This is a genomic window from Nocardia sp. NPDC056541 (assembly GCF_042794235.1).
Lineage (GTDB): Bacteria > Actinomycetota > Actinomycetes > Mycobacteriales > Mycobacteriaceae > Nocardia.
This window is the reverse complement of sequence record NZ_JBHTUD010000010.1, coordinates 27,721-49,513: the sequence shown is the minus strand read 5'-3', so window position 1 is coordinate 49,513 and position 21,793 is coordinate 27,721. Positions and strand designations below refer to the sequence as shown.

Genomic DNA, 21,793 nt, shown 5'->3' with positions numbered 1-21,793 from the left:
GCCGATGTCCCGGCTGTACCGGGACGAAACAACTCAGGCCAGGTCGACCAGGACGACCTTCGAGGCGCCGACGGCCTCGGCGATCGCGGTCTGCACCTCGGCGGACACCTCGGCGTTGACGCGCAGCACCACGGTGGCGCCTTCGGAGTCCACGTCCTGGCTCAGCTGCGCGGCCAGGATGTCGATCTCGGCCTCGCCCAGCAGGGTGCCGATCTTGCCCAGCGCGCCCGGCTTGTCGCTGTAGTTCAGCACGGCCAGGTTCAGGCCCTCGGCGCGCATGTCGTAGTTGCGGCCGTTGATGTTGACGATCTTCTCGACCAGGTTGGGCTCGGTCAGGGTGCCAGCCACGTTCAGGGTCGAACCGTCGCCGAACACAGCGCGCAGGTCGACGACGCTGCGGTGAGTGGGGCTCTCCGACGCGGTGGTGACGGTGGCGGTGATGCCACGGTCCTTGGCCAGCGCCGGGGCGTTGACGAAGGTGACCTGGTCCTCGACCAGCGCCGAGAACACACCGCGCAGCGCGGACAGCTCCAGCACGGCGACGTCCTGCGCGGACAGCTCGCCGCGCACCTGGACCTCGACACTGACGGGCAGCTCGCTGGCGATGGCGCCGAGCAGCGCGCCCTGCTTGCGGACGACGTCCAGCCAGGGGGCGACCTCGTCGTTCACGGCGCCACCGGTGACGTTCACCGCGCCCGGCACGAACTCACCGGCCAGCGACAGCAGCACCGACTTGGCGACGTCGGTGCCCGCGCGGTCCTGGGCTTCCGAGGTCGAGGCGCCGAGGTGCGGCGTCACGACGACCTGCGGGAGGTCGAACAACGGCGAGTCGGTGCACGGCTCGGTCTCGAACACGTCCAGGCCGGCGGCACGCACGTGGCCGGACTTGATGGCGTCGGCGAGCGCCTGCTCGTCGATCAGCCCACCACGGGCGGCGTTGACGATGATCACGCCCGGCTTGGTCTTGGCCAGCGTCTCGGCGTTGAGCATGCCCTTGGTCTCGGGCGTCTTCGGCAGGTGGATGGAGATGAAGTCGGCGCGCTCGAGCACCTCCTCCAGGCTCAGCAGCTCGATGCCGAGCTGCGCCGCGCGAGCGGGCGAGGTGTAGGGATCGTACGCGACGATCTTGGTCTCGAAAGCGGCCAGGCGCTGCGCGAACAGCTGCCCGATGCGGCCGAGGCCGATCACGCCGACGGTCTTGCCGAAGATCTCGACACCGTTGAACTTGCTGCGCGCCCAGGTCTTCTCCCGCAGGGTCGCGTCGGCGGCCGGGATCTGCCGGGCGGCCGAGAGCAGCAGCGTGACGGCGTGCTCGGCGGCGGTGTGGATGTTGGAGGTCGGCGCGTTGACGACCATCACGCCACGCTCGGTGGCGGCGGGCACGTCGACGTTGTCGAGGCCGACGCCGGCCCGGGCGACGATCTGCAGCTTCTTGCCCGCGTCGAGCACTTCGGCGTCGACGGTGGTGGCGGAGCGCACGAGCAGTGCGTCGGCCTCGGGGACCGCGGCGAGCAGCGCCGGGCGGTCGGGTCCGTCGACCCAGCGAACCTCGACACCGTCACCGAGTGCGTCGACGGTCGACTGGGCGAGCTTGTCGGCGATCAGAACTACAGGACGGCCTGCTTGGCTCACTGTGGGGTACTCCTGGGGAAGAAAGGGGGTCGGCAGTTACCGCCGACCAGGATAGTCGCCCGGACTTCGGCTGCCCTTACCCCCCTGCCCGAAAACCGGGTGAACCCTGGGCACCCACCGCTCTACGATCACCGCATGTCCTTGCGCACCGTCCCCGAATCGATGGACCCGGCCGTGGTGGCCGCCGTCGACGCAGAGCTCGATCGGGTGGCTGCCGAGCACAACGTGTCCATCCGACTCGCGATCGAAAGTGGCAGCCGTGCTTGGGGTTTCCCCTCGCCCGATTCCGATTACGACTGCCGTTTCGTCTATGTGGCAGGCCTGGAGACCTACCTGTCCCCGTGGCGCACCCGCGATGTGATCGAAACGCCGCTGATCGGGCTGCTCGACGTGAACGGCTGGGATCTGGCCAAGGCGCTGCGCCTGCTGGTGGCGGGCAACGCGGTGCTCGTCGAATGGTTGATGTCGCCGATCGTCTACCGCGGCGACGAGGCGTTTCGCGCCCGGCTACGCGAGGTGGCGAGGGAGGTGGCCGATCGCGACCGGATCGCTCGGCACTACCTGCACCTGGGCGCGCGCCAGTGGGCGCTGTTCGAGCGCAACGGCGGTTTGAAGAAGGTGTTCTACGCGCTGCGGCCCGCGATGGCGCTGCGCTGGTTGCGTGAGCATCCGGGTGCCGCGGTGGCGCCGATGCATCTGCCGACGCTGCTCGCCGAGTGCGAGTTGCCGGTCGACCTGGTGGCGGCGATCACCGAACTGACCGATCTCAAGTCGAAGACGAGGGAGATGGGTTCGGCCGCCCCGCCCGCGTTGATCACGGCGTTCATCGACGCCGAATTCGACAGGGCCACCACGGAATTCAACTCCCGCGGGCCGCGTGATCTCACCGCGTCGATGGCCGTCACCGGCGAGTTCTTCCGCGCCGAGGCGCTGCGGTGACTACCCCCGGATAGCAGAAACTCCGCACCAACTGGTGCGGAGCTTCACATTCGTACGCTGGTCAGCGCAGAATCAGATGGCGCGAACGTCCTGAGCCTGGGGGCCCTTCTGACCCTGACCGACCTCGAACTCCACGCGCTGGCCCTCTTCGAGGGACTTGAAGCCGGAGCCGCCGATCGCGGAGTAGTGAACGAAGACGTCCGGGCCGCCTCCGTCTTGGGCGATGAAGCCGAAGCCCTTTTCGCCGTTGAACCACTTAACAACACCCTGTGCCATTTCAAAAACCTTCTGTAGATGAGCTAGGTCCTAATAGTCCGGCCCTGGTCTCGGTGTCCACCATGCCATGATCCGACGAATTCGGCCACATCGCACAGTGCAAAGTGTGCGAACTGTGAGGAAGGCAACCCCCAGATCCTGCCAGCAGACACTGGCACGGAGGTGACGCGGCCCGCTTTCGGGGTGGATGCTCGCCGTATGCCGAGGCAGTTGCTCCACGGATGCCGGATTAGCCGGGAGCGCACACCAAACCGACTGGAACGCTTCACCATCGAGAGCTCTATGCAATAGGGGCATGTCATCGTCAGCAACCCTAGACATTTTCGAGAAACCCAGTACGGCAAATTCCCTACCAGCGTATTTTCCGAGATCGTGAGGGATCGCACGCCTCGCCGAGAAATCACGCTAGGAGTAGACGGTGCTGGATATCAACCATTTCACTTACGGCTGGGTGACCCCCTTGCTGGCCTATGCCATGTCGGTCGTCGGGTCGATGCTGGCGCTGCGTTGCATGGTTCGCTCGCGTGCTTCCGGCATGCACGGCGGTTGGCTCACGGCGGCCGCGATCGCACTCGGTGGCACCGGTATCTGGGTCATGCATTTCATCGCGATGCTCGGTTTTTCGGTACGCGGCGTGACCATCCGCTACAACGTTCCCGTCACCTTGTTCAGCGCCGCTGTCGCCATGGGTGTGGTGTGGCTCGGATTGTCCATCGTGGTGCGCCGAAGCTGGGACAGCGCCGCATTACCGGTCGGCGGCACGATCACCGGGCTCGGCGTGGGGGCCATGCACTACGCGGGCATGTACGCGATGAAAACCGACGCCGAGATCATCTACGACCCCGTCGTGGTCGCCGCGTCGCTCGCCATCGCGGTGGTCGCCTCGATCGCGGCGCTGTGGTTCGCCCTGCACATCCACGGCATCGTCGCCACCGCGGGCGCGGCCCTGCTGATGGGCGTGGCCGTCACCGGCATGCACTACACCGGCATGTTCTCGATGAGCGCGCACACCAGCGCCCATGTGGCCCATGCCAGCGGCGCCACCGCGGCCCAGCTGCTCACACCCCTGATCATCGGCATCAGCATGGTGACCATGATCCTGCTGATGCAGGTCGGCATCACCGAAGCCGAGGACCCCAACCTCACCCGCCCCGTGGACGGTCAACGCGCCAGCCGCTTCTGGCCCAGCGGCCAGAACTGAAACCTGTCGGACCCCGATGCGACAATGAAGGAGGTAGAAAACACCGGCATGAGCTGCGGCTATGCCGATTTCCGGGGGGAGTTACACGATGCCGATCGTCATTGTCGCCACCATTGCCTGCGCGGTCCTCGGCGCACTGAGCCTGTACGCCGCCACCGTCGCGGAAACCCGCGCGAACCGCGCGTTGCACGACTCCCGGTCCTGCTTCGTCGGCGACGGTAACCCCACGAATTCCTTCTTCACGCATCGCGCCCGGCACGACCGGCTGCACCGTCGCACCAATCAGCTGCTCATCCTGAGCGCGGTCGTCTCACTGGCGGCAACGGGGTTGGCCGCCTACGCGGTGGCTGTCTTCTGATCACCCGGCCCGCACATCGTGTGCTTCGGGTCCGCGCCGGGTCTCGGTGACGGTGTATTCCACGCGCTGACCGTCGCGCAGCGTGCGGAACCCCGCACCGGCCAGCGCGGTGTATTCGACGAATACGTCGGGTCCGCCCGCGTCGGGAGTGATGAATCCGAATCCCTTGCCGCTGTCGAACCAGGCCACGATCCCGCTCGGCATCCACCGACCTTCCGACTCCTGTGCCTGCCAACCTGATTCGCTAATCGTCGCATGCCGCTGCCCGCGACACGACCGGCATTCGATTCGAGGAGCCGATCGCCCGGTGACGAAGTGGATATGCTCCGGACACGGTCCGACCGGACCGGCTCAGCCGCGAGAACGGGGATTCGGTGCAGCCTTCGACCGTTCGCTGCGCGGCCGAAACCGTGACGATCTTCGTCACCACCTCGGTGGCGGCGCTCGTGATCATGTTGCCGATCAGTTTCGCGTCCCTGGCGGCATCGCTGCACGTCGACCTGCTGGTGTTCAACATTCCGCGGGCGATGACCGGTGCGGCGTTCATCGCGGTGATCACCGCCGCCGTCACGGTGGCGATCGGCAGCGTGCGAACGGCCCGCTGGACCGCGCTGATCGCCCTGGTCGGCATCTTGGTGAACCATCTCGCGTTGCTCCCCGACAGCGCCGACGGTCACCTCGACATTCTGTCGCTGCCCACCTTGAACTTCATCGACGCACTACTGGCGGGGGCTGTCATCGGCGCGCTCGCGGTCGCGGTCTGGAACGAACCGCTCCTGCGCACCGTATATCTGTTCGGCACGCTCGGCGGCACCATCCTGGGCGATCTCACCCAGTCGCCCACCGACCCGAACTCCGACGGTTTCAGCGGTGCGCTCGGCGGCGCACTGCCCCTGTGGTTTATCGCCGCGAGCGTGCTCGCGCTCGCGTACTTCGCGCTCACCACCGTGGCCACGCCCCGCTGGACCACCGAAACCGCCATTCCGCTGGCGCCCGTGTTCGCCGCCGTCGTCGCCTTCACGACGACCATCATCACCGCGCTCGCCGTGGCATCGCACAAGACCAGCGCCCCCTATCTGATCGTCGCCTCGGTCGTCGCCATCGCGGCCGCGGTCGCCGCCGCGATGATCCTGCCGGGACGCGACGGGATTCTGGTCCTGCTGATGAGCAGTTTCTCGGTCGCGGGCAGCCTCGTCATCACGCTGCCGCGTTCCGGCTGGGTCGATCTCGCCACCCTCGCCACCACCGCCGCCGGCCTACTGATCGGTATCCGCACACCGCGTCCACTGGTAGCCGCGACGAGTGTGCTCGCCCTGGCCTGCCTCGTCCTGGCCGCCGATATCTTCGACCCACCCGCCACGCTCACCGCGGCCCTCGGCTGCCTCGCCCTCGGCTCGGTCGCCGGGTATTGCCTCGGCACAGCTGTTCCACAAAGTCCCACGTCCGGGACCGTCGGACTGGCGATCCTGTTCGTGCCCTCGATCGGTGTCGCACTGAGCGACACCGACTTCGGCCACCTCGCCTATTCGTCGTCCTGGTACCGCACCACGGATGTCGACCGCGGGATCGGCCCCGGCGCGGTTGCGATCGTCGTGGCACTCGGCTGCGCGATCGCCGTCCTGGGCCTGATGCGCCTGCGCTCCGAGACCTCCGAGATCGTCAGCCCCTAGCCGAATCCCAGCCGTATTCCGAGAACGCTTCCCCTGTCATCACCTTGCCGATCCCGACCCGGCAGTAGTCGACGATCTCCTCGGGCAGCGCTTCGGGCTCGAACCATCCCAGTTCCGAACATTTTTCGGGCTCCCGGTTAGCGACCCCGCCTGTCCAGCGTCGTACGGTGAAGAACATCTGGACCCGCTCATCGCTGTGCAGCACATGCGCGAATTCCACGTCCCGAGCGTCGATCTCGACCCCCACCTCCTCGCGAGCCTCCCTGATCAACCCGGCCACCGCCGACTCGCCCGCCTCCAGATGTCCCGCGGGCACATGGAACAACCCATCGCCGAACCCTGTATTCGCCCTGCGCCCCAACAACACCCGTCCCTGTGCGTCGACCAACACCAGGTGAACCCCCACGAGCACCCGGTACTTCTCCACTGTCACCCCTCCTGATCGAATTGCCCACCCAAGAACTTCGAGACCGCCGCTGTTGCAGATGTTTTCGGGGTATACCCACATCATGAGTTTCCCGGTTTCCTTCGGGTTCGCCCAGGTCGGTCTCCTGGCATTGATCGCCCTCGCCATCGCCCTACTGGTCATGGCCGCACTGGCCGCCACCCGCCGTCGCGGCCCCAAAGCCGTTCTCGGCCGCGCGGTCCCCGGCACCGCCCTCCTCCTCGTCGCGGTCCTCCTCCTCTGGATCGCCACCCTCCTCCAGACCTATCTCGGACTCACCGGCGAGATCAAGGCCGCCCACGTAGTCGCCAAACCCGTTGCCGGCCAGGAACACCAACTCGACCTCGTCCTCACCCAGTTCGACGAAGACGGAAACGCGGGGCAGCCGACAACCCATCGCATCGAGGGCGACATGTTCGCCCTCCAGTCCAACATCGTCGAACTCGAACCGTGGGTCAACGCCCTCGGCTTCCACTCCGGCTACAAGCTCAGCCGCCTGTACGGCCAGCGCCTCGACGGCAAATCCCCCGCCCAGGACCAGACCTTCCTCAACGGCGGCGACCGCGACTTCTTCGAAGACATGAACAAAAACCGCTGGTACACCAGCCCTTTCATCCGCTCCGCCTACGGCAACGCCACCATCGCCACCCCCGGCGAATACGACGTCTACATCTCCCGAGACGCCATCAAAGTCCGCCAGACGAACTGATCAGCGCCTCGGATCCTGAGACGTTCGCGTATGGACTCGAGCAAATGAACGATGTCTCGTCTCGTCTCGCGCGGATGTAATTGGACCATGACCGAACGTGACGTGACCATGATGTACGCAGCACACGACGCGTTCCGGCGCGATCTCCGAGCGCTCGCCAGCGCTCCGGACCGTGAACGCTGGACGCAGTTTCACACCCAACTATCCGTCCACCACACCGCGGAGGACGTCGTGCTCTGGCCGAGTCTGCGCCGCCGCGGCGTGAACGCGCAGTTGGTCGAGGCGATGGCCGCAGAACACGACCGCATCGACCCACTCCTCGCCCAGGTGGACCGGGCCTTCGATAGCGCGGGACCGGACGCCGCGCGACCGACGCTCGGGGCACTGTCCGAGCTGTTGCACAACCACCTGCGCCACGAAGAGCAAGAAGCACTGCCATTGATCAACGACCGAGAGTGGTCACTACTCGACCGAGAAATGCGCCGCCGCATCGGACTCCGAGGACTTCGGCCCTACTACGCATGGCTGCTGCGCGATGTAGAGGGTGAACGCCGCCGCAGCGTTCTGTCCACTATTCCCCGCCCACTCCGGCTGGTGATCTCGTAGAAGGATCGTGGCATCGACCGATCACGCCGACTTCAGATCGTCGCAACGAACTCTCGCTGCTCGCTCCGCGGGTATCTTCGTGCCCTGTGAGTGATTCCATCGATGTCGAGTGGGCTCGGGCCGTTGCACGGTCAGAGCTCGAGCAGGCTTTGCCGCGCCGCTGGTCGCACTCCCAAGGTGTCGCGCGAGCGGCTGACGCTCTGGCAGGGATCGTCGAGCACAACGCAGACCTTCTGCGAGCTGCCTCCATCTTGCACGATGTCGGCTATTCCCCAAGGTTGGCGCTGACCACATTTCATCCGCTCGACGGCGCTCGATTCCTGCGCGACCAGCACGGCGCCGATGAGCAGCTGACACGGCTGGTCGCCAACCACAGTTGTGCACTGCTCGAAGCTGAGGAGCGTGGACTCCGCCACGAGTTGGAGACCGAGTTCCCGCTCCCCGACAATGAACTCCTGGTAGACGCCCTGATCTACGCCGACATGACCACAACCCCCGACGGAAGTCCAACGGTCCCGTCCGCGCGGATCGCCGAGGTCGTCGGCCGCTACGGGCCGGACACACTGGTGGGCAGATTCATTCAACGCGCCGAACCAGAAATCATGGCCGCCACAACAAGAATCGAACAGGCGAAGGCGAATCAGCCGAGATATGGATAGCTTCCGGACAGGAAGTCACCGATCTGCTGCCGCATGCTCGGGTGGATGTCATAGGCGCACAGGTCATCCGGGGCGACATACACCACGCCATCGGCTTCATCATTGATCGTCGGTTCACCTGACACCGGTCGCCCGATGTAGGCGTTCTCATACTGCTGCCGCACCTCACCGTCGCTGTAGGCCACAATGTGGTGGGGATTGCTGTAAATACCCAGGAATCCCGTGATCTCCGCTGTAATACCCGTTTCCTCCTGGCATTCCCGGATCGCACATTCGGCCGCGGTTTCGCCGAAGTCCATGGCTCCGCCGGGCAGCGCCCACTGCCCGGTATCACGCCGACGCTGCAGCAGAATCGCCCCAGCCCCATCGACAACCAATAGATTACAAGCCACCACAAGCGAATTCGGCTTCGGCGCCTTCGGATCGTGGTAGTACTCGATTCTGCCCATCGTCGGCCTCTCAGTCCGGAATCCAGGGCTGTGCATCGGCCCAGATCGCGTCGAAACTCTCGGAATAGTTGTCGAACCAGCCGACATCGTTGACCCGCCGGAGTTGAAAGACAGGATTGGCGCTGGCTGGCTGACCCCAGATGTGGGGATTGACCAACAGAGTGTCGTCGTATCGAAACAACGAGTTGTACAGTGTCGTCTCGTGTAGGCGTACCTCGCACCGATCGACCGCAAGAAGCGGGCGGTAGTAGGTGAGCGAGCCGCGGATTTTCGCAGCGAGCGTGTCCGGGCCGAGGCCCTCTTCGCTACCACGGTCGATGACAGCTCTGCTGCCAGGATTGCCGAAACACATCCGGATCCGCACACCTTCCCGTGCTCGTTCGATCAGTGCGTGGGCAACCCGCGGGTTGGATTGAGCAAAGAAGGTGCCCGAGAACACGAGCACGTCGATCTGCTCAGTTGCATTGTCCAACAATGACAGCCACGTCTCGCGAGGAACTTCGGCACGGTTGTGGTAGGTGGCGACGAGTTCGACATTCGTCGGTACGGCTCGCTCGTCTGTGACCGGCGGCCAGAGGAATCCTTCTTCAACCCGCAGGTGATGCGCGACCCGTCGTCTGTGACGCGGGTGAGGTACACGACCGCCGAGCCAGCGCCCGACCGTCTTCGGATCGACCTGGCAGACAACGGCCAGCGACTCGGGTGCGATCCCCCGTTGGTGGAGCACGGTCTGAAGCCGGACATTCACGCCTCCAATAGAAGCCGATGCGACGGGGTCGAGCAAGCACACACGAACGTCACCTCGAAACGTCCCGGGACGTCCCTGCCTACGTCCCAAACGCGGTTACGCAGTCCGACTACAAACGGCCACGATGTTGACCTCACCAAAACCCAAGGGAGCCAGCATGATCACCGAGCGAACCGGCATCCACAGCATCCGACGGCTGTACCTGCAGCTGCTCTATCGCTGCAACTTCGAGTGCCTGCACTGTTTCCACGGTGAGCGGCTTCGGCATTCCGAGGCATTCACCGTCGCACAGGCCTGCAACCTCATGGGGCGTATGCAGCGCGAGTACGCCACAGAAGAGGTGGTCCTGCTGGGCGGCGAGCCGTTCGTCTACAAGGATCTGCCACATGTTGCACGCTACGCCAAGCACACGCTGGGATTGAAGGTCGAAATCTGTACAAACGGATACCGGATCGGCCGACAGCTGCGCGAGATCGCACCCTGCATCGACCTGCTTCGAATTTCGCTCGAAGGGATCGGTGCGACCAACGATCGCATCCGCAATACAGGAAGCTACGACGCTGCGATGGAATCCATCTCACTCGCGAACACTCTCGGCGTACCGACCGGCGCGACCCTCACCGTGAACCGATACAACATCGATGAAGTAGTCCACCTCGCGGAGACTCTCCAATCGCTCGGAGTGAGGCAACTCAAGCTGCACCAACTCCGAGCAGTCGGGAACGCAAAAAAGCACACCGACATGCTGATCACCGACTCCGCCGCCTACACCCGGCTCCGCCGTCAACTCGGCGAGACCCAACTGGAAATCGAAGTGATCCTCGACGAGGACCTCAACGAAGTGCCGGCCTGCGCGTCCGCGGCCATCAACGACACGATCGACCGTATCGAGTCAGACCCCCGCGGCGCACTCACGATGTCATGCAAGGCAGTCGGCAAGGACTCATATGCCTTTTGGTACGACAAGGCCTCTGACCGTATCGAATACCGACCCTCTGCCAGCGACGAGATCGCTCTGGGAATTCCGGACGTGGTGTACGGCCATGTCTGATCGCCGACTCTTCGAGTGCATCGAGGGAATCGCCGGGACCGGTAAGACCACAGTCGCACCCCTGCTTGCGGAGGCTCGCCAGGGTGTCTTGGTCCCAACAGTTCCTCCGAATTTCCAGTCCCTACGCCGGGAGCTGGACCACACGAGCAATCCAGACGCGCGCATGTGCCTGTTCCTATCCGCCCTCTTCACCGCAACCGACCAAATCCTCCGCTACCTCGATGCAGGGATCCCCGTAGTCGTCGAAAGCTACTTCGCCCGCTGCCTCACTACTCACCGGGAGTTCGGTGCCCAACTCGACATCGTCCTCCCCTCAGACCTCCCCGAGCCTGTGACCTATCAGCTGACATGCACACCTCACGAACGGCTTCGTCGGCTGGCGCAGCGCGACCGGGCGATGACCAAATGGGATGTCCTGGCAGAGAGTGGCGCCCAGAGCCTCGCCGAAGCAACCAATGCGTGGACCACACACCTAATCGACACCACAGCGTCCACGCCTGCGCAAGTTGTGCAAACCATCCTGTCCCTCAACACAAGTGAGGTCCAACATGCCGACCAGCAGCCTTTGGGAGCAGACCCTGACGTTCTTTCCCCAGTTCGTACGTGAACTGAGCGATCGCTGCGCCCCTGGCGCAACCGTGACCGTAATCGGAGCCAGCGACGGCAAATTCGTCTTGCCGCTCGCGGATGCGGGCTACCGCGTCATCGCAGTCGAGAACGATCCGCAAGCTCTGCATGGTGGCGAGGTGCTCCTGCCTGTCGCCGGTTTCGCGTACGCGCCCAGCCTGGCCGAGCGCGTGGCGGAAGCCGGACTGACAAGTCAGGTGCGGATAGAACCGCACGACTTCTTCGACGCCGCCCTGACGGACATGCACGCCGACGCAGTCTGGACGAGTTGCTCATGGCACTACAGCGCAAACCACCGCCGTCCCCTCCGCGAATTCATCGGACGGATGCAAGATCTCCTCGCACCGGGCGGCCTTCTCGGCTCCGAATTCATGATGCCGGTCGAGAACCGCCACTACCTCATCGAGCACTACACGACGCCGGACAAGCTGTTCCGCCGTTTCCCCTGTGACACGTGGGAGGTACTGCTCACCTTGCGCACCGACCCCTTCATCGAACGACCCCATGTCGGACAGCTCCACGACCACACGCACCGCATGGGTGTATTTTTCGCTGCAAAGCGCGAACACCTCGACGAAGGGCGCGACCTCGATGAAGCATGAATACGAAGCCACCTTCTTGGCGATCGACGTCGATGCGGTCAGGGCTCAGCTCGAGGCTCTCGGCGCCACGTTGGCTCTCCCGCGAACCCTGTTGACCCGCAAGATCTTCGATGGCGACGCCCTCCCCGCCGGCGCCTGGGTCCGCCTGCGCCACGAAGGCACCCGAACGACGTTGACGCTCAAGCACGTCACCGATTCCTCCACGATCGACGGCACCACCGAGATCGAGACCGTGGTCGGCGATCTCGACTCGATGGCCGAAATCCTCGTCACCATTGGGCTGCAGGAGGTCCGCTACCAGGAGAACTACCGCGAAGAATGGCGTCTTGGCGACATCGTCTTCGATCTGGATACATGGCCTGACCTGCCCACATTTCTCGAAATCGAGGGGCCCGAAGAATCCGCGGTTCGCCGGGCCGCGGCAGACCTCGGGCTCGACTACGGCCAAGCGAAGTTCGGCAGTGTCGACACCATCTACCGAGTAGAGATGAGCCGCGACATCCTCGCGGAGCCGACGCTACTGTTCAACGACTTCGCCGAGTAGGGCGCGTATCCTCTCGAATCTGTCGTATGGCCGTGGCAGACTTCGTTCGTGGGCCACGGGGATGAGTACGCGTTTCGTTCGAAGATCTTTCACGCACTGAGGCAGTTGGTCGACGAGCGGGGCGGCTTTGTCACCCGGGCCGATCTGTTGGAGTTCAAGGTCGGAGACGATCCGATTCAGCTTGTCGACCGCAATCGCGGGATCCGGAATCCGAAGGGGCTCGCATCCACGCTGTCGATCATGTCCAAGCCAGGCAGCCCGTACGAGGACGAGGTCGTCGGGGACTCGTTGTTCACCTACGACTATCGCGAAGGCCCGATCGATGTCGGCGACAACATCAAGCTCCGGAAGTCGGCGGAGACCGAACTTCCGCTCATTCTGCTTCGGTGGATCAAGGTCGGTCCCGACATTCGTTACCTGCCCATCTTTCCGGTCTATGTCGTCGCCGACGATCCGACCAATCGCCGGGTGCTGCTTGCCCTAGATGAATCATTGCGCGGCGTCAGCGATCCGCAGCACTTGACGCAGACCGAGCGTCGCTACGTCCAACGGATCACCAATCAGCGCCTGCACCAGCCACAGTTCCGCAGCCGAGTGCTGATGGCCTACGGGAACCGATGCGCGGTGTGCAGGCTCGGCCGTCCTCAATTGCTCGAAGCTGCACACATCATCTCCGACGGCAAAGAGCATGGTATCGCTGATATCCCGAACGGCTTGAGCCTCTGCAAGATTCACCATGCGGCGTATGACCGGAACCTGATGGGAATCTCCGATGACTACCGAGTTCACATCGGTTCGGTCTTGGCGAAAGCCGACGATGAGGGGCCGATCCTCGAGTTCGGGCTCCAAGGCATGGACGACGTCCACCTCACGCTGCCCGACAAGAAGGCGTTCTATCCTGCGCCTGAACGACTTGCCGAACGCTTCAGCGAGTTCGTGAACGGAGACAAGGCGTTCCGCGTCGGCAAGGTCGACTTCCAGCGAACCGAGCCGATAGTCGTCGGATCACACCTCGGGACAATATAGATCGGCTATTCCTCGGCATCGCAATCGATAATCGGTGCGGCTGTACCCGAATCTCTCGTGGTGAAGCGAACAACCCGGTCGGCGCCTCCATACGCGGAGGCCGGCGCAACGAAACCGAACGTCAGGACCAGCTTGCCCGGGTCGATCGCACCACTGGGGTCCACGCTCGATACATGATGCGGTTCGACGACCGCGTGGATCAGGATGGCGCCGGTGCGCTTGCCGACAAACCGCTCCGTATTCGGATCCCTCGAATCACCGATGGCCCCTGCGATGCGAAGCGCAATGCTGCGGTGACGGCTCGTGCTGATCGAGCCGAAGAGCGGATCACGGCGTCGCACACGGTCCCATCGGGTGATTTTCCTGCCGCCCACACGAACTTGTTGATCGCCCTTTTCACGCTGTGGCGCAAGTACGACCCACTCGTCCACCGCGCGACCAACTCCGCACGTGATCGAACGCAAGTACTCGAGGTGTGGGCCGAACTCACCGGGCGCCCGCCACTTCGTTCGTTCGGCGAGATCGAGGAATTCCTCGGGTGACAGTCTGCCGGTCAATGCCGTCAGATAGTGGACCGTCGGTGCGGAGTCCTTGGCATGCCTGCCGTGCTGCGCAGAAAAGTGATACGCGAAACGCGTTATCTCCGTTGATAATCCGTCGAACGCGGGGGTCCACACAGCAGTGTTGTGCTTCAACTGCGTAGCAGAGGTCGGATACGCCGTCGGCTCCAACCACTTTCCCGGCGAACGCACCTCGACCAGTTTCGCGTTGTACATCTTGTTGGGGCTGGCCGGTTTCAGCTGCGGCAGATGCTGCGAAACCAGGGGCGGCACCTGCGCTGGGGTAACCTGCGGCATTCCGTCGACCATGACCGAGTACTGCTGCAACTCACGCCGGAACGCATCCTCGTCGCGGCAGACAGCCTCGAACGCGCGCAGCAGGTCGATTCCCTTGACACCCGTTCCAGGCTGCTCCCGACCGATGTAGAGACGCACCAAGTCGCGGTAGCCGGGTCGGAATCCGAACCAGCGGCCCATCTGCATCAAGGCCGACATATTCGACGCCCGCCGCAGGAAGTACGAGATCGTGAGTCCCTCCACAGTGAAGCCTCGGGAGAGCTTTTGGCCGCCGACCAGGATCTTCCAGATCTGCCGCTTGTCGAAATCCGCTTCACCGGTCTCGATGTCCTTGTCGCTGTTGACGACGATGATCGGTTTCTGATCTCCCCCGATCCGGAACACGGCTGCCCCGATATACGGCTGCAGCTCCGCATAACTCGACGGCACGACATGGCCGTCTGCGCGGACTGCCGACACCTCGGACACATCGTTGTCGAACAATGTCCGCAACCGTTCATGTCCATTCGGTCCCGAGTAGTCGGAATCCCACCACAGCTTCGTGATGCGCCCCAGCACTTCTCGATGATCGATGGTCCAGCTCGATTCGTGGATCAGCATCGTGTGGTGTTGGAAGAACCCGTCGCCGAGATCGCTCCGCTCCTCGCGATACAGCTTCATCGCGGCTGTGAGGACGAACATATCGATCGCTTGGCGCAGCGTCGCCGTATCGACCTCGTCCAGACCATCGACCTGAACACTGCGCACGTGGGCCATCTCGTTCGAGTTGGCAAATGTGCGTTCGTCCTCGGGGATGTCATCGTCGAGGTCGTGGAAGTCGCGCGCACCCATGTAGTTGTGGGGCCGCTCGAGCGAGACGATGAAATCCTTCGGGAAGATATCCGCAGCGTCGCTCGGGTCGATGAATACATTGGCGTACGGCGTGGCCGTATACCCGACGTACTGCGCCCGAGGCAGCATCGTCAGCAACTCGGAGATCTTCTTGTTGATGGCAGTGCGCTCGGCGTCCGGCTTCTGCCGGGCGGTGTTCACCGACGCCTCGTCGGACTCGTCGTCGATGATCAGAACAGGAATCTCAGCGAGCGGAGTCTTGATCTTTTTCAGGTCCTGAACAAGTTTGCCGAGGACCGCCTTGTTCTTCTTCACCACCATCAGCCGTGCAGAAGAACGATGCAGGTTGGCTGGGTCGTGCAGTGGCAGTGCGGGTTGCTGCTTCTCGAACTCGAGCGCGACAATCCCTTGTCGAAGGCTCTTGTAGTCGTCATCGCGGGTCGTCATCCGGACGATGTCGAAGGCACCCAAAGCAGCAGGCTGACTACCGAATTTTATGAACTTTCCCTGGTTCCATGCCGGATCGTCGGCATAGTCCGACTCGAACTCGCTGGCGCCGCGGAGAATGTTCTCCCAACCCACCAACTCCATATCGAGTCGCCGCTGTGTCTGGGCGCGAAGCAGATTCAAGGTACCACCGAGCACGATGACCAGCCGGTATCCAGCGTCCACGGCCTTGGCGATCACGCCGGTAAAGTTGGCGGTCTTGCCCGATTGAACGTAACCGACGACAAGACCTTTTGCCTGGAAGGCTTCGGGACGCGACGGGTCCGACAATCGCTCCACCACACTGTCGGTGGCCATGTCTAAACCGGCAACCGCGTCATCGGACCAACCCTTGGAGGACAAGAGGTTTCGATATGCAGGCCAGTACCATTCGCGGCCGTACTTCGTGGTGGCCCGGTACCAGGGCTCGAATTTTTCGCTGATCACCACAGGCGGCGGAGTCTTCATCACCGGCGCGCAGGCTTCGAGTAGTTTACGCGTACCCGGCTCCAGATCGAGCAGGTCGTAGATATCGGTGCGCCGCTGGTCTGTCCGTGGTTCGGAGGCTGACCAATTCGGATGTTCCGCAAAATCCCAGTGTGTCAGCTGCTTTCGCCACATATCAACCAACTGATCACTGGGACCAGCCGCGAGCAACGCGGACCGGAAATCTTCCTCATTGGCCGACGGCTGCGCACCGGGCAGATCATATGCCTGATAGCCCATCGCCCGAGCGAGACTCTTCGGCTTGCTCCCCGCCAGGTCGGCAAGCACAGCACGGTGCAAGTCGAGCCGAGTCGACTCAGCCTGCGACATCAGAATTTCCATCAATGTCTACAGTCCTGCCTGATCGCGCTCGACCCGGGCGGCCGAGATGAGTACCGACTGCCACAACGCCAAATTGTCCTTGATTCGGGACCCATTGCGTTCCTTGCCGAACACATCGTGCAGCAGAAAGAACATGAGCGCCTTGAGCATTGGCGCATCGTTCAAGCTGCCATTGCGGCCGCCCAACATCGCGGAGCGAAATCTCTTGTTGAGCAGAATCATTCGCGTCTCGCCGTCGATGTCGAAGAAGACATCGTCTGGCAGTTGCCGCCACTCGATTCCGATGGGATCTTCGCCGGGGATCTGCGGAAGTTCATCGTTGATGGTCTCTTTGACCGCTCGCGCGAATCCGCGCCCTGGTGGAATTACAGCCTTGCGCGTAGAGCCTGATCGTTGACGAGCCTCGCGATAAACCGTCTGAGCATCGTTGATGTAGTCGGCGAACGACCGACCGGTGTCATCGGCGGCAGTCTCGATCGCTGACACGAACTCGGGTGAGACCTCGACACCTTCCTTCTTGACGGTCAGTCGGAATACGTCGCCGCATGTGCTCGGGAGGTCGACATCGACCCGCGCCAACGAAAGGTGCTGTTCGGGCTGCCGATAGTTGTTCCACCCCCCAGCCTGTACGACCCGACCGTGGCGGTAGAAGTAGAAGCCTTGGCGGTCGAGCACACTCCCCACTGCTTTGTACTCGCTCACCGATGAACGTGGCGTCCAGATATGGGCAGTGAGCTGGACTTTTCCGATCGAATCGATGTCGGCAACGAACGCGCGTGGGTAGTCGCGGTGACCCGTAACCGGATACCCGAACGGGTTCAGCCCGACGACACCGAGGTTGGTGTAGACCGTGCCGGTTCGCACGTCCTCCACCGCGATCGTGATGTTGAAGTCGTCCCGGGCGAGGAAGCGGTGCAACTGCAGCCCGAGATGTGCCCCGAGTCGGTTGATCATACGATCGAGGTAGCGCCCGGTCTGTGCGCTGCCGACGTTGCGGGGGAAATCCTTCACTCCATCCCATCGCACAACGGTGCCGTGCCATTCGATCGGACACTGGTGGTAGCGGTCGATCAGCGACTGGGCATACCGAGGTTCGACGATGTCGCATTGGAAGCCGTCGCGCGCCCGTTCCATGGCCCACTGGAGTCCCGCAGGCCTGGTCTTCTTGGTTCGGCTGACCACCGTGACGGCCGAGGCCTGACTCAACGACGCGGACTTCAAGCCGGTGCCGAACATACCGAGGGAATCCGCCGCATAGTTGCGCCGACCGCCGACCGTCATCGCGACCTCGAGTTCGTCTTCGGTCATACCGACGCCGTCATCGATGATGAGCAGGCTCAACAGGTCGTCGCCGTCCCGGAGGAAGTGGATGACCACGTCCTTCGCGCCTGCGTCGATCGAGTTGTCCACAAGGTCGGCAACGGCGGCTTCGAACCCGTAGCCCTGACTGGTCAGCGCTTCCATGTATCGAGCGTCCGGCGGTAGATGCTTCTGCCCTGCCGTAGGCACATCGAACTGCCAGTCTGCCGTCATCGCCGCCCCAAGTCACCAGCACGAATAGTTGTCGAACTCTCCGAGTTGATCAGCGGCGACGTGTGCCTTGTTACAAGCGAACTCTGCGGCAGGCGCGGGGAGACAGGCGGCTGGTCGGACGGCGCCGTCGCAACAGCACCGGACAACTCGGTCGACGACATTGCAGACGCCCGGTCGATGAGGCTGTACCGCGAGCACCGATATCTCGTGAGTTCGAAATCGACGAGGGTCATCGACCGAGCACGCCCGGAAGTTGGCAGTAGTGCATCGACGCGCTTGCCGACATCAACGATCGTATCCACCGCAGGTCGGCTGTCAGATAGTGGTACGTCTGTTCACATGTACCTGGGCTGGGGTTTTCGTTGCCATGCACAGTGATTCGGCGAAGTTCTGGCGCGTGGCGGCGGGAAGGGGGACCCTCGGAGTAGAGGATCGCGTTACCCAGGAGCCGCATGACTGTCAGAAGTGACCGTGAAGGTGGCTTGCCGGAGACATTGCCCGCGCTGGAGCAGTTGCCGGCGGATGAGGCTCGGGATCTGTTCGAGTTGATGAGGGCCGCGAGTACGTTCGAGGCGGCCGCGTTGGACAAGTCCATCGATTCGATGGTCTCCGCGTTGCCGCGGCCGTTGCGCCGGGTGACGAAGAAGATCATGTTCGGCGGCAGATGACGGACCTGACGACGCGGGCGCAGTTGATTCTGCTGGCTCGGACATTGCATGTTCATCCGCAGCGGTTGGATCACCTGCGGTATCTGGGGGCCGATCGGCTGCATGCGTTGCATCAGCAGATCTCGGGGGTGTTGTTCGATCAGCACACGGACACGTTTCGGCGGATCAGCGCGCTGGTGCCGTTCATTCCGTTGACGATCTCGATTCCGCTGGTGCAGAAGCTGGTTCCGCCGATGATGACGGGGCGGGCGGCGGGGTCGGTGGGGTTGGATCATCCGGGCAAGGCGGCGGAGACGTTGACGATGCTCGAGGCGGGGTACGCGGCGGATTGTGCGCCCTATCTCGATCCACGGGCCATCGAGCAGCTGGCCGATCAAATGGCGCCGGGGCCGATCGTCGACATCGTGAACGAGTTGCTGCGGCGGCAGGACTATGTGACAGCCGGCCCGTTCTTGTCCTGTGCGACACCGGAATTGATCGCCGCGGTCGAGGCGGGGGTGCGCGATGACGCGGGGCTGATCTTCTCGGCTGCGTTCTCCTACGACGTCGACGTGCTCAGTGCGGTGGTTCGCCAACTGCTGGATGGGCCGCATCGGCGGGTGCCGCGGATGACGCAGACGGTGTTGGCGGGTTCTGCCGACCTGCAACATGCTGCGCTGTCGGTGTTTTCGCGGTGCGCGCCCGATGTGATCCGCCGAGTCGGTGACATTCTGTTCGGGAATGCGCAGCCCGGTGATGTCGCGCGGTTGGTGCGCAACGCGCTCGCGCTCGGGGCGGTTCCCGAATTCCTCACCCTGGCCGGGTATCTCACGCCGCTGGGGCTGTGGACGCTGGTCGGCAATCCGGTGTTCAGCGATCCGGATGTCGGGGTGGATCTGGTCGCGCCGATGGATGGGCGCGGCGATGCGGAGAGTTGGCGTGGGTTGTTCACGTTGATGTCGCGGATGGATGACGATGTCAGGAGCGCTGTGGGGTACGCGCTGGCTTTGCTCTCGGAGTCCGCGGTGGCGGAGTTGCCCGCGCGGGCGACCGAAACCGGTTGCTGGCCTGCGTTACTCGATCTGGTGGCGGTTTCCGGGGAGCGGGGGCAGTCGCGGTTCGGGTCGATCTGGGCGCAGTTGGGGCCGGAGCGGCGGGCCTATCTGCACCGGTGCATCACCGAGCTCAGGTACGACTCGCGGTTGGCCGAGATCACCGCGCTGGTCGAGCCGGTGGAGGTGGATCTGCTGTTCTATCAGCGGCGGCAGAAGGGGCGCTATCGCAACGGGTGACGCGACATCCGCGTGCGAGTCCGACAAAGTGGGTACCTCGGACATCGACCGTTGATTTCCAGGAGGACCCGTATGTATCCCGCTCCCGCCCAGCGCCCAACCACCGGAGGAACGGCGGTGACCGCGGCGATCCTGGCGTTGCTCGGTGGGTTCGCGGCGTTCGGCGGGGTCGTCATGTACGTGGTGAACACGCTGCGCTTCGACGCGCGGTGGCTCGCGTGGGGGCTCGTGCCGGGATGGGCGTCGATCGTGACGGCGGTGCTGTTGGTGATCGACCTGGTCGCCTCGATCATGCTGGTCTCCGGGGCCATCCTGGTCTTCCGCAAGCGCAACCCGGGGCGCGTGCTCGTGGTTCTGGGCTGTCTCGGCGTGATCGGCACGTATGCGCTCGGAGCTCTGTCGACGGTCATCCAGCTCATGGACTACCGGTTTCCGTTGAGTCGGCAGCTGGAAGCGATACTCGGGAATTCCAGCATCGACTCGATACTCGGGGCCGACGTCGACATTCCCTGGGCGGTTTCGCTGCTCATGATGGTGTTTCCGGTGCTCACTGTTGTCCTGGCCGTGCTGCCGTCGACGAAACGGTGGTGTCGAGGCGGCGCTGATCGGCGCCCGGCAGGTCGGGCCCCCGGCGCGCCGACGATGCAGCCCTACCCGATGCCCAGACCCGGAATGCCTCCCGCAGGTGGTTACGGTGCACCACAAGGACATTGGCAACAGCCGAACCAGCCACCGCAGGGCGGCTACCGACCGGGCAACCCGCTACGTTGAGCAAGTGAAGCGGGTTCCCCATTCGTGTAACTGCTCGACCAGTTCCGGTGGGCCGAGGACGCGGAAATTCGCTTCTACCTTGCCGAGCACCAGCATCGGCCAGTCGAGGCTGTCGACGGTCATTTCTATGTGGGTGCGGTTGTCGGGGAGGGCGGTGATGCTGCACCAGCGGCCCACTCGGGCGTGGACGTCGGTGGCCGGGGCTGCTATTTCGGCGGTGACGATATAGCCGGAACGGCGGGCGCCGATGGCGTTGTGGACGAAGGTGGCGGCGTCCGGGGCCGGAAGGGTGCGGGGGCGGAAGCGCGCGCCGGTGCTCGCGGAGCCGGTGAGGCGGTCGACCCGGAAGGTGCGCCAGTCGTGGCGGGTGAGGTCGTAGGCGACGAGGTACCAGCGCCGGCCCAGGGAGACGAGACGGTGGGGTTCCACTTCCCTGGTACTGGTGCGGCCGTCCGCGGCGGTGTAGGTGAAGGTCAGGCGTTCTTCGCGGCGGCAGGTGAGGGCCAGATCAGTGAGGACGGCGGGGTCCACGTCCGAGAGGGGGACGGCGGTCCAGGCGGTGGATTCGGTCATGGCGCGTAAGGCGTCGACGCGGCGGCGTAGGCGGGTGGGCAGGACGGTCACCAGTTTGCCGAGTGCGCGGATGGACGGTTCGGCCAGGCCGTCGCCCGCACCCTGGGAACCGGCTTGCAGGCAGACGGTGATGGCGACGGCTTCGTCGTCGTCGAGGACCAGGGGTGGCATGGCCGCACCCGCGGCCAGCTGATAGCCCCCGTCGACGCCGGGGCGCGCGTCGACGGGGTAGCCGAGTTCGCGAAGGCGGTCGATGTCGCGGCGCAGGGTGCGGGCCGAAACACGCAGGCGTTCGGACAGTTCCGTGCCGGACCAGGACCGGTGGGTCTGCAGCAGCGACAGCAGTCGGAGGGTGCGTGCGCTCGTATCGGCCATATTCCGAGTATCTCGCAATTGCGGTCAGAAACTGGCCGCAATGGGTTCTACCTTGGGT

23 protein-coding genes are annotated in these 21,793 nt (G+C 63.8%); 14 read left to right on the top strand and 9 right to left on the bottom strand.

Translation table 11 applies throughout. The annotated features are described in order from the left end of the window. Nucleotides 1–33 precede the first annotated feature (33 nt). The gene (gene serA / locus ACFQ9R_RS18930; RefSeq protein WP_378992108.1) at nucleotides 34–1,632 is read right to left on the bottom strand and encodes a phosphoglycerate dehydrogenase; all 1,599 of its coding nucleotides are present in this window, start codon (nucleotides 1,630–1,632) and stop codon (nucleotides 34–36) included. Nucleotides 1,633–1,767: 135 nt separating this feature from the next. Between serA and ACFQ9R_RS18925 the strand changes: the two genes are divergently transcribed. Next, the gene (locus ACFQ9R_RS18925) at nucleotides 1,768–2,571 is read left to right on the top strand and encodes a DNA polymerase beta superfamily protein (protein WP_378992107.1); all 804 of its coding nucleotides are present in this window, start codon (nucleotides 1,768–1,770) and stop codon (nucleotides 2,569–2,571) included. A gap of 72 nt (nucleotides 2,572–2,643) precedes the next feature. On the opposite strand, the gene ACFQ9R_RS18920 is transcribed toward ACFQ9R_RS18925, so the two are convergent. Continuing rightward, entirely contained in the window at nucleotides 2,644–2,847 is a 204-nt protein-coding gene (locus tag ACFQ9R_RS18920; RefSeq protein ID WP_056812000.1) for a cold-shock protein, read from the bottom strand. Nucleotides 2,848–3,265: 418 nt separating this feature from the next. Between ACFQ9R_RS18920 and ACFQ9R_RS18915 the strand changes: the two genes are divergently transcribed. Both ACFQ9R_RS18915 and ACFQ9R_RS18910 read left to right on the top strand, forming a co-directional pair. Beyond that, nucleotides 3,266–4,048, top strand: coding sequence for an MHYT domain-containing protein (locus ACFQ9R_RS18915; protein ID WP_378992106.1), 783 nt, complete (start codon nucleotides 3,266–3,268; stop codon nucleotides 4,046–4,048). 88 nt (nucleotides 4,049–4,136) lie between these two features. Further along, complete coding sequence (locus tag ACFQ9R_RS18910; protein WP_378992105.1) at nucleotides 4,137–4,406, top strand: hypothetical protein; 270 nt, start codon at nucleotides 4,137–4,139, stop codon at nucleotides 4,404–4,406. Here the strand turns inward: ACFQ9R_RS18910 and ACFQ9R_RS18905 are convergent, their stop codons facing one another. Next, entirely contained in the window at nucleotides 4,407–4,610 is a 204-nt protein-coding gene (locus ACFQ9R_RS18905; RefSeq protein ID WP_358063985.1) for a cold-shock protein, read from the bottom strand. It abuts the gene before it with no gap. 170 nt (nucleotides 4,611–4,780) lie between these two features. On the opposite strand from ACFQ9R_RS18905, the gene ACFQ9R_RS18900 reads away from it, so the two are divergent. Further along, nucleotides 4,781–6,076 carry a hypothetical protein gene (locus tag ACFQ9R_RS18900; protein ID WP_378992104.1) on the top strand — a complete coding sequence of 432 codons (1,296 nt, stop codon included), beginning with the start codon at nucleotides 4,781–4,783 and terminating at the stop codon, nucleotides 6,074–6,076. On the opposite strand, the gene ACFQ9R_RS18895 is transcribed toward ACFQ9R_RS18900, so the two are convergent. Continuing rightward, nucleotides 6,066–6,509, bottom strand: coding sequence for an NUDIX domain-containing protein (locus ACFQ9R_RS18895; protein ID WP_378992103.1), 444 nt, complete (start codon nucleotides 6,507–6,509; stop codon nucleotides 6,066–6,068). The two genes, ACFQ9R_RS18900 and ACFQ9R_RS18895, sit on opposite strands and share 11 nt — an antisense overlap. 76 nt (nucleotides 6,510–6,585) lie before the next feature. Here ACFQ9R_RS18895 and ACFQ9R_RS18890 point away from each other — a divergent pair, with 76 nt between their 5' ends. From ACFQ9R_RS18890 to ACFQ9R_RS18880, 3 genes are all read left to right on the top strand, one after another. Continuing rightward, nucleotides 6,586–7,230, top strand: a complete 645-nt coding sequence (locus ACFQ9R_RS18890) for a hypothetical protein (RefSeq protein WP_378992102.1) — start codon at nucleotides 6,586–6,588, stop codon at nucleotides 7,228–7,230. A gap of 87 nt (nucleotides 7,231–7,317) precedes the next feature. Then, complete coding sequence (locus ACFQ9R_RS18885; protein ID WP_378992101.1) at nucleotides 7,318–7,836, top strand: hemerythrin domain-containing protein; 519 nt, start codon at nucleotides 7,318–7,320, stop codon at nucleotides 7,834–7,836. Between the two features lie 86 nt (nucleotides 7,837–7,922). Then, entirely contained in the window at nucleotides 7,923–8,495 is a 573-nt protein-coding gene (locus tag ACFQ9R_RS18880; RefSeq protein ID WP_378992100.1) for an HD domain-containing protein, read from the top strand. Here ACFQ9R_RS18880 and ACFQ9R_RS18875 read toward each other — a convergent pair. Both ACFQ9R_RS18875 and ACFQ9R_RS18870 read right to left on the bottom strand, forming a co-directional pair. Further along, on the bottom strand, nucleotides 8,477–8,944 hold the full coding sequence (locus ACFQ9R_RS18875) for an NUDIX hydrolase (protein ID WP_378992098.1): 468 nt from the start codon (nucleotides 8,942–8,944) through the stop codon (nucleotides 8,477–8,479). The genes ACFQ9R_RS18880 and ACFQ9R_RS18875 overlap by 19 nt on opposite strands. A gap of 10 nt (nucleotides 8,945–8,954) precedes the next feature. Continuing rightward, nucleotides 8,955–9,692, bottom strand: a complete 738-nt coding sequence (locus ACFQ9R_RS18870) for an XRE family transcriptional regulator (RefSeq protein ID WP_378992097.1) — start codon at nucleotides 9,690–9,692, stop codon at nucleotides 8,955–8,957. Between the two features lie 157 nt (nucleotides 9,693–9,849). On the opposite strand from ACFQ9R_RS18870, the gene ACFQ9R_RS18865 reads away from it, so the two are divergent. The 4 genes from ACFQ9R_RS18865 to ACFQ9R_RS18850 all read left to right on the top strand — a co-directional run bounded on the left by ACFQ9R_RS18865 (nucleotide 9,850) and on the right by ACFQ9R_RS18850 (nucleotide 13,542). Further along, a complete protein-coding gene (locus ACFQ9R_RS18865) occupies nucleotides 9,850–10,743 on the top strand; it encodes a radical SAM protein (protein ID WP_378992096.1) in 894 nt (297 codons plus the stop codon). A gap of 548 nt (nucleotides 10,744–11,291) precedes the next feature. Continuing rightward, on the top strand, nucleotides 11,292–11,972 hold the full coding sequence (locus tag ACFQ9R_RS18860) for a class I SAM-dependent methyltransferase (RefSeq protein WP_378992094.1): 681 nt from the start codon (nucleotides 11,292–11,294) through the stop codon (nucleotides 11,970–11,972). Continuing rightward, on the top strand, nucleotides 11,962–12,516 hold the full coding sequence (locus ACFQ9R_RS18855) for a class IV adenylate cyclase (protein WP_378992092.1): 555 nt from the start codon (nucleotides 11,962–11,964) through the stop codon (nucleotides 12,514–12,516). The genes ACFQ9R_RS18860 and ACFQ9R_RS18855 overlap by 11 nt, the downstream gene beginning before the upstream one ends. A 48-nt stretch (nucleotides 12,517–12,564) precedes the next feature. Next, nucleotides 12,565–13,542, top strand: a complete 978-nt coding sequence (locus ACFQ9R_RS18850) for an HNH endonuclease (protein WP_378992090.1) — start codon at nucleotides 12,565–12,567, stop codon at nucleotides 13,540–13,542. A gap of 5 nt (nucleotides 13,543–13,547) precedes the next feature. Here ACFQ9R_RS18850 and ACFQ9R_RS18845 read toward each other — a convergent pair whose 3' ends face one another. Then, the gene (locus ACFQ9R_RS18845) at nucleotides 13,548–16,532 is read right to left on the bottom strand and encodes a Z1 domain-containing protein (protein WP_378992089.1); all 2,985 of its coding nucleotides are present in this window, start codon (nucleotides 16,530–16,532) and stop codon (nucleotides 13,548–13,550) included. Nucleotides 16,533–16,550: 18 nt separating this feature from the next. Continuing rightward, nucleotides 16,551–18,008, bottom strand: a complete 1,458-nt coding sequence (locus ACFQ9R_RS18840; RefSeq protein ID WP_378992087.1) for an ATP-binding protein — start codon at nucleotides 18,006–18,008, stop codon at nucleotides 16,551–16,553. Between the two features lie 521 nt (nucleotides 18,009–18,529). Between ACFQ9R_RS18840 and ACFQ9R_RS18835 the strand changes: the two genes are divergently transcribed. The 3 genes from ACFQ9R_RS18835 (at nucleotide 18,530) to ACFQ9R_RS18825 (ending at nucleotide 20,787) form a co-directional block, all read left to right on the top strand. Continuing rightward, the gene (locus ACFQ9R_RS18835; protein ID WP_056812051.1) at nucleotides 18,530–18,745 is read left to right on the top strand and encodes a hypothetical protein; all 216 of its coding nucleotides are present in this window, start codon (nucleotides 18,530–18,532) and stop codon (nucleotides 18,743–18,745) included. Next, a complete protein-coding gene (locus tag ACFQ9R_RS18830) occupies nucleotides 18,742–20,016 on the top strand; it encodes a hypothetical protein (protein WP_378992085.1) in 1,275 nt (424 codons plus the stop codon). The genes ACFQ9R_RS18835 and ACFQ9R_RS18830 overlap by 4 nt, the downstream gene beginning before the upstream one ends. Nucleotides 20,017–20,133: 117 nt before the next feature. Continuing rightward, complete coding sequence (locus tag ACFQ9R_RS18825) at nucleotides 20,134–20,787, top strand: hypothetical protein (protein WP_378992083.1); 654 nt, start codon at nucleotides 20,134–20,136, stop codon at nucleotides 20,785–20,787. Here ACFQ9R_RS18825 and ACFQ9R_RS18820 read toward each other — a convergent pair. Continuing rightward, entirely contained in the window at nucleotides 20,779–21,735 is a 957-nt protein-coding gene (locus tag ACFQ9R_RS18820) for a helix-turn-helix transcriptional regulator (RefSeq protein ID WP_378992081.1), read from the bottom strand. The genes ACFQ9R_RS18825 and ACFQ9R_RS18820 overlap by 9 nt on opposite strands. Between the last annotated feature and the right edge of the window lie 58 nt (nucleotides 21,736–21,793).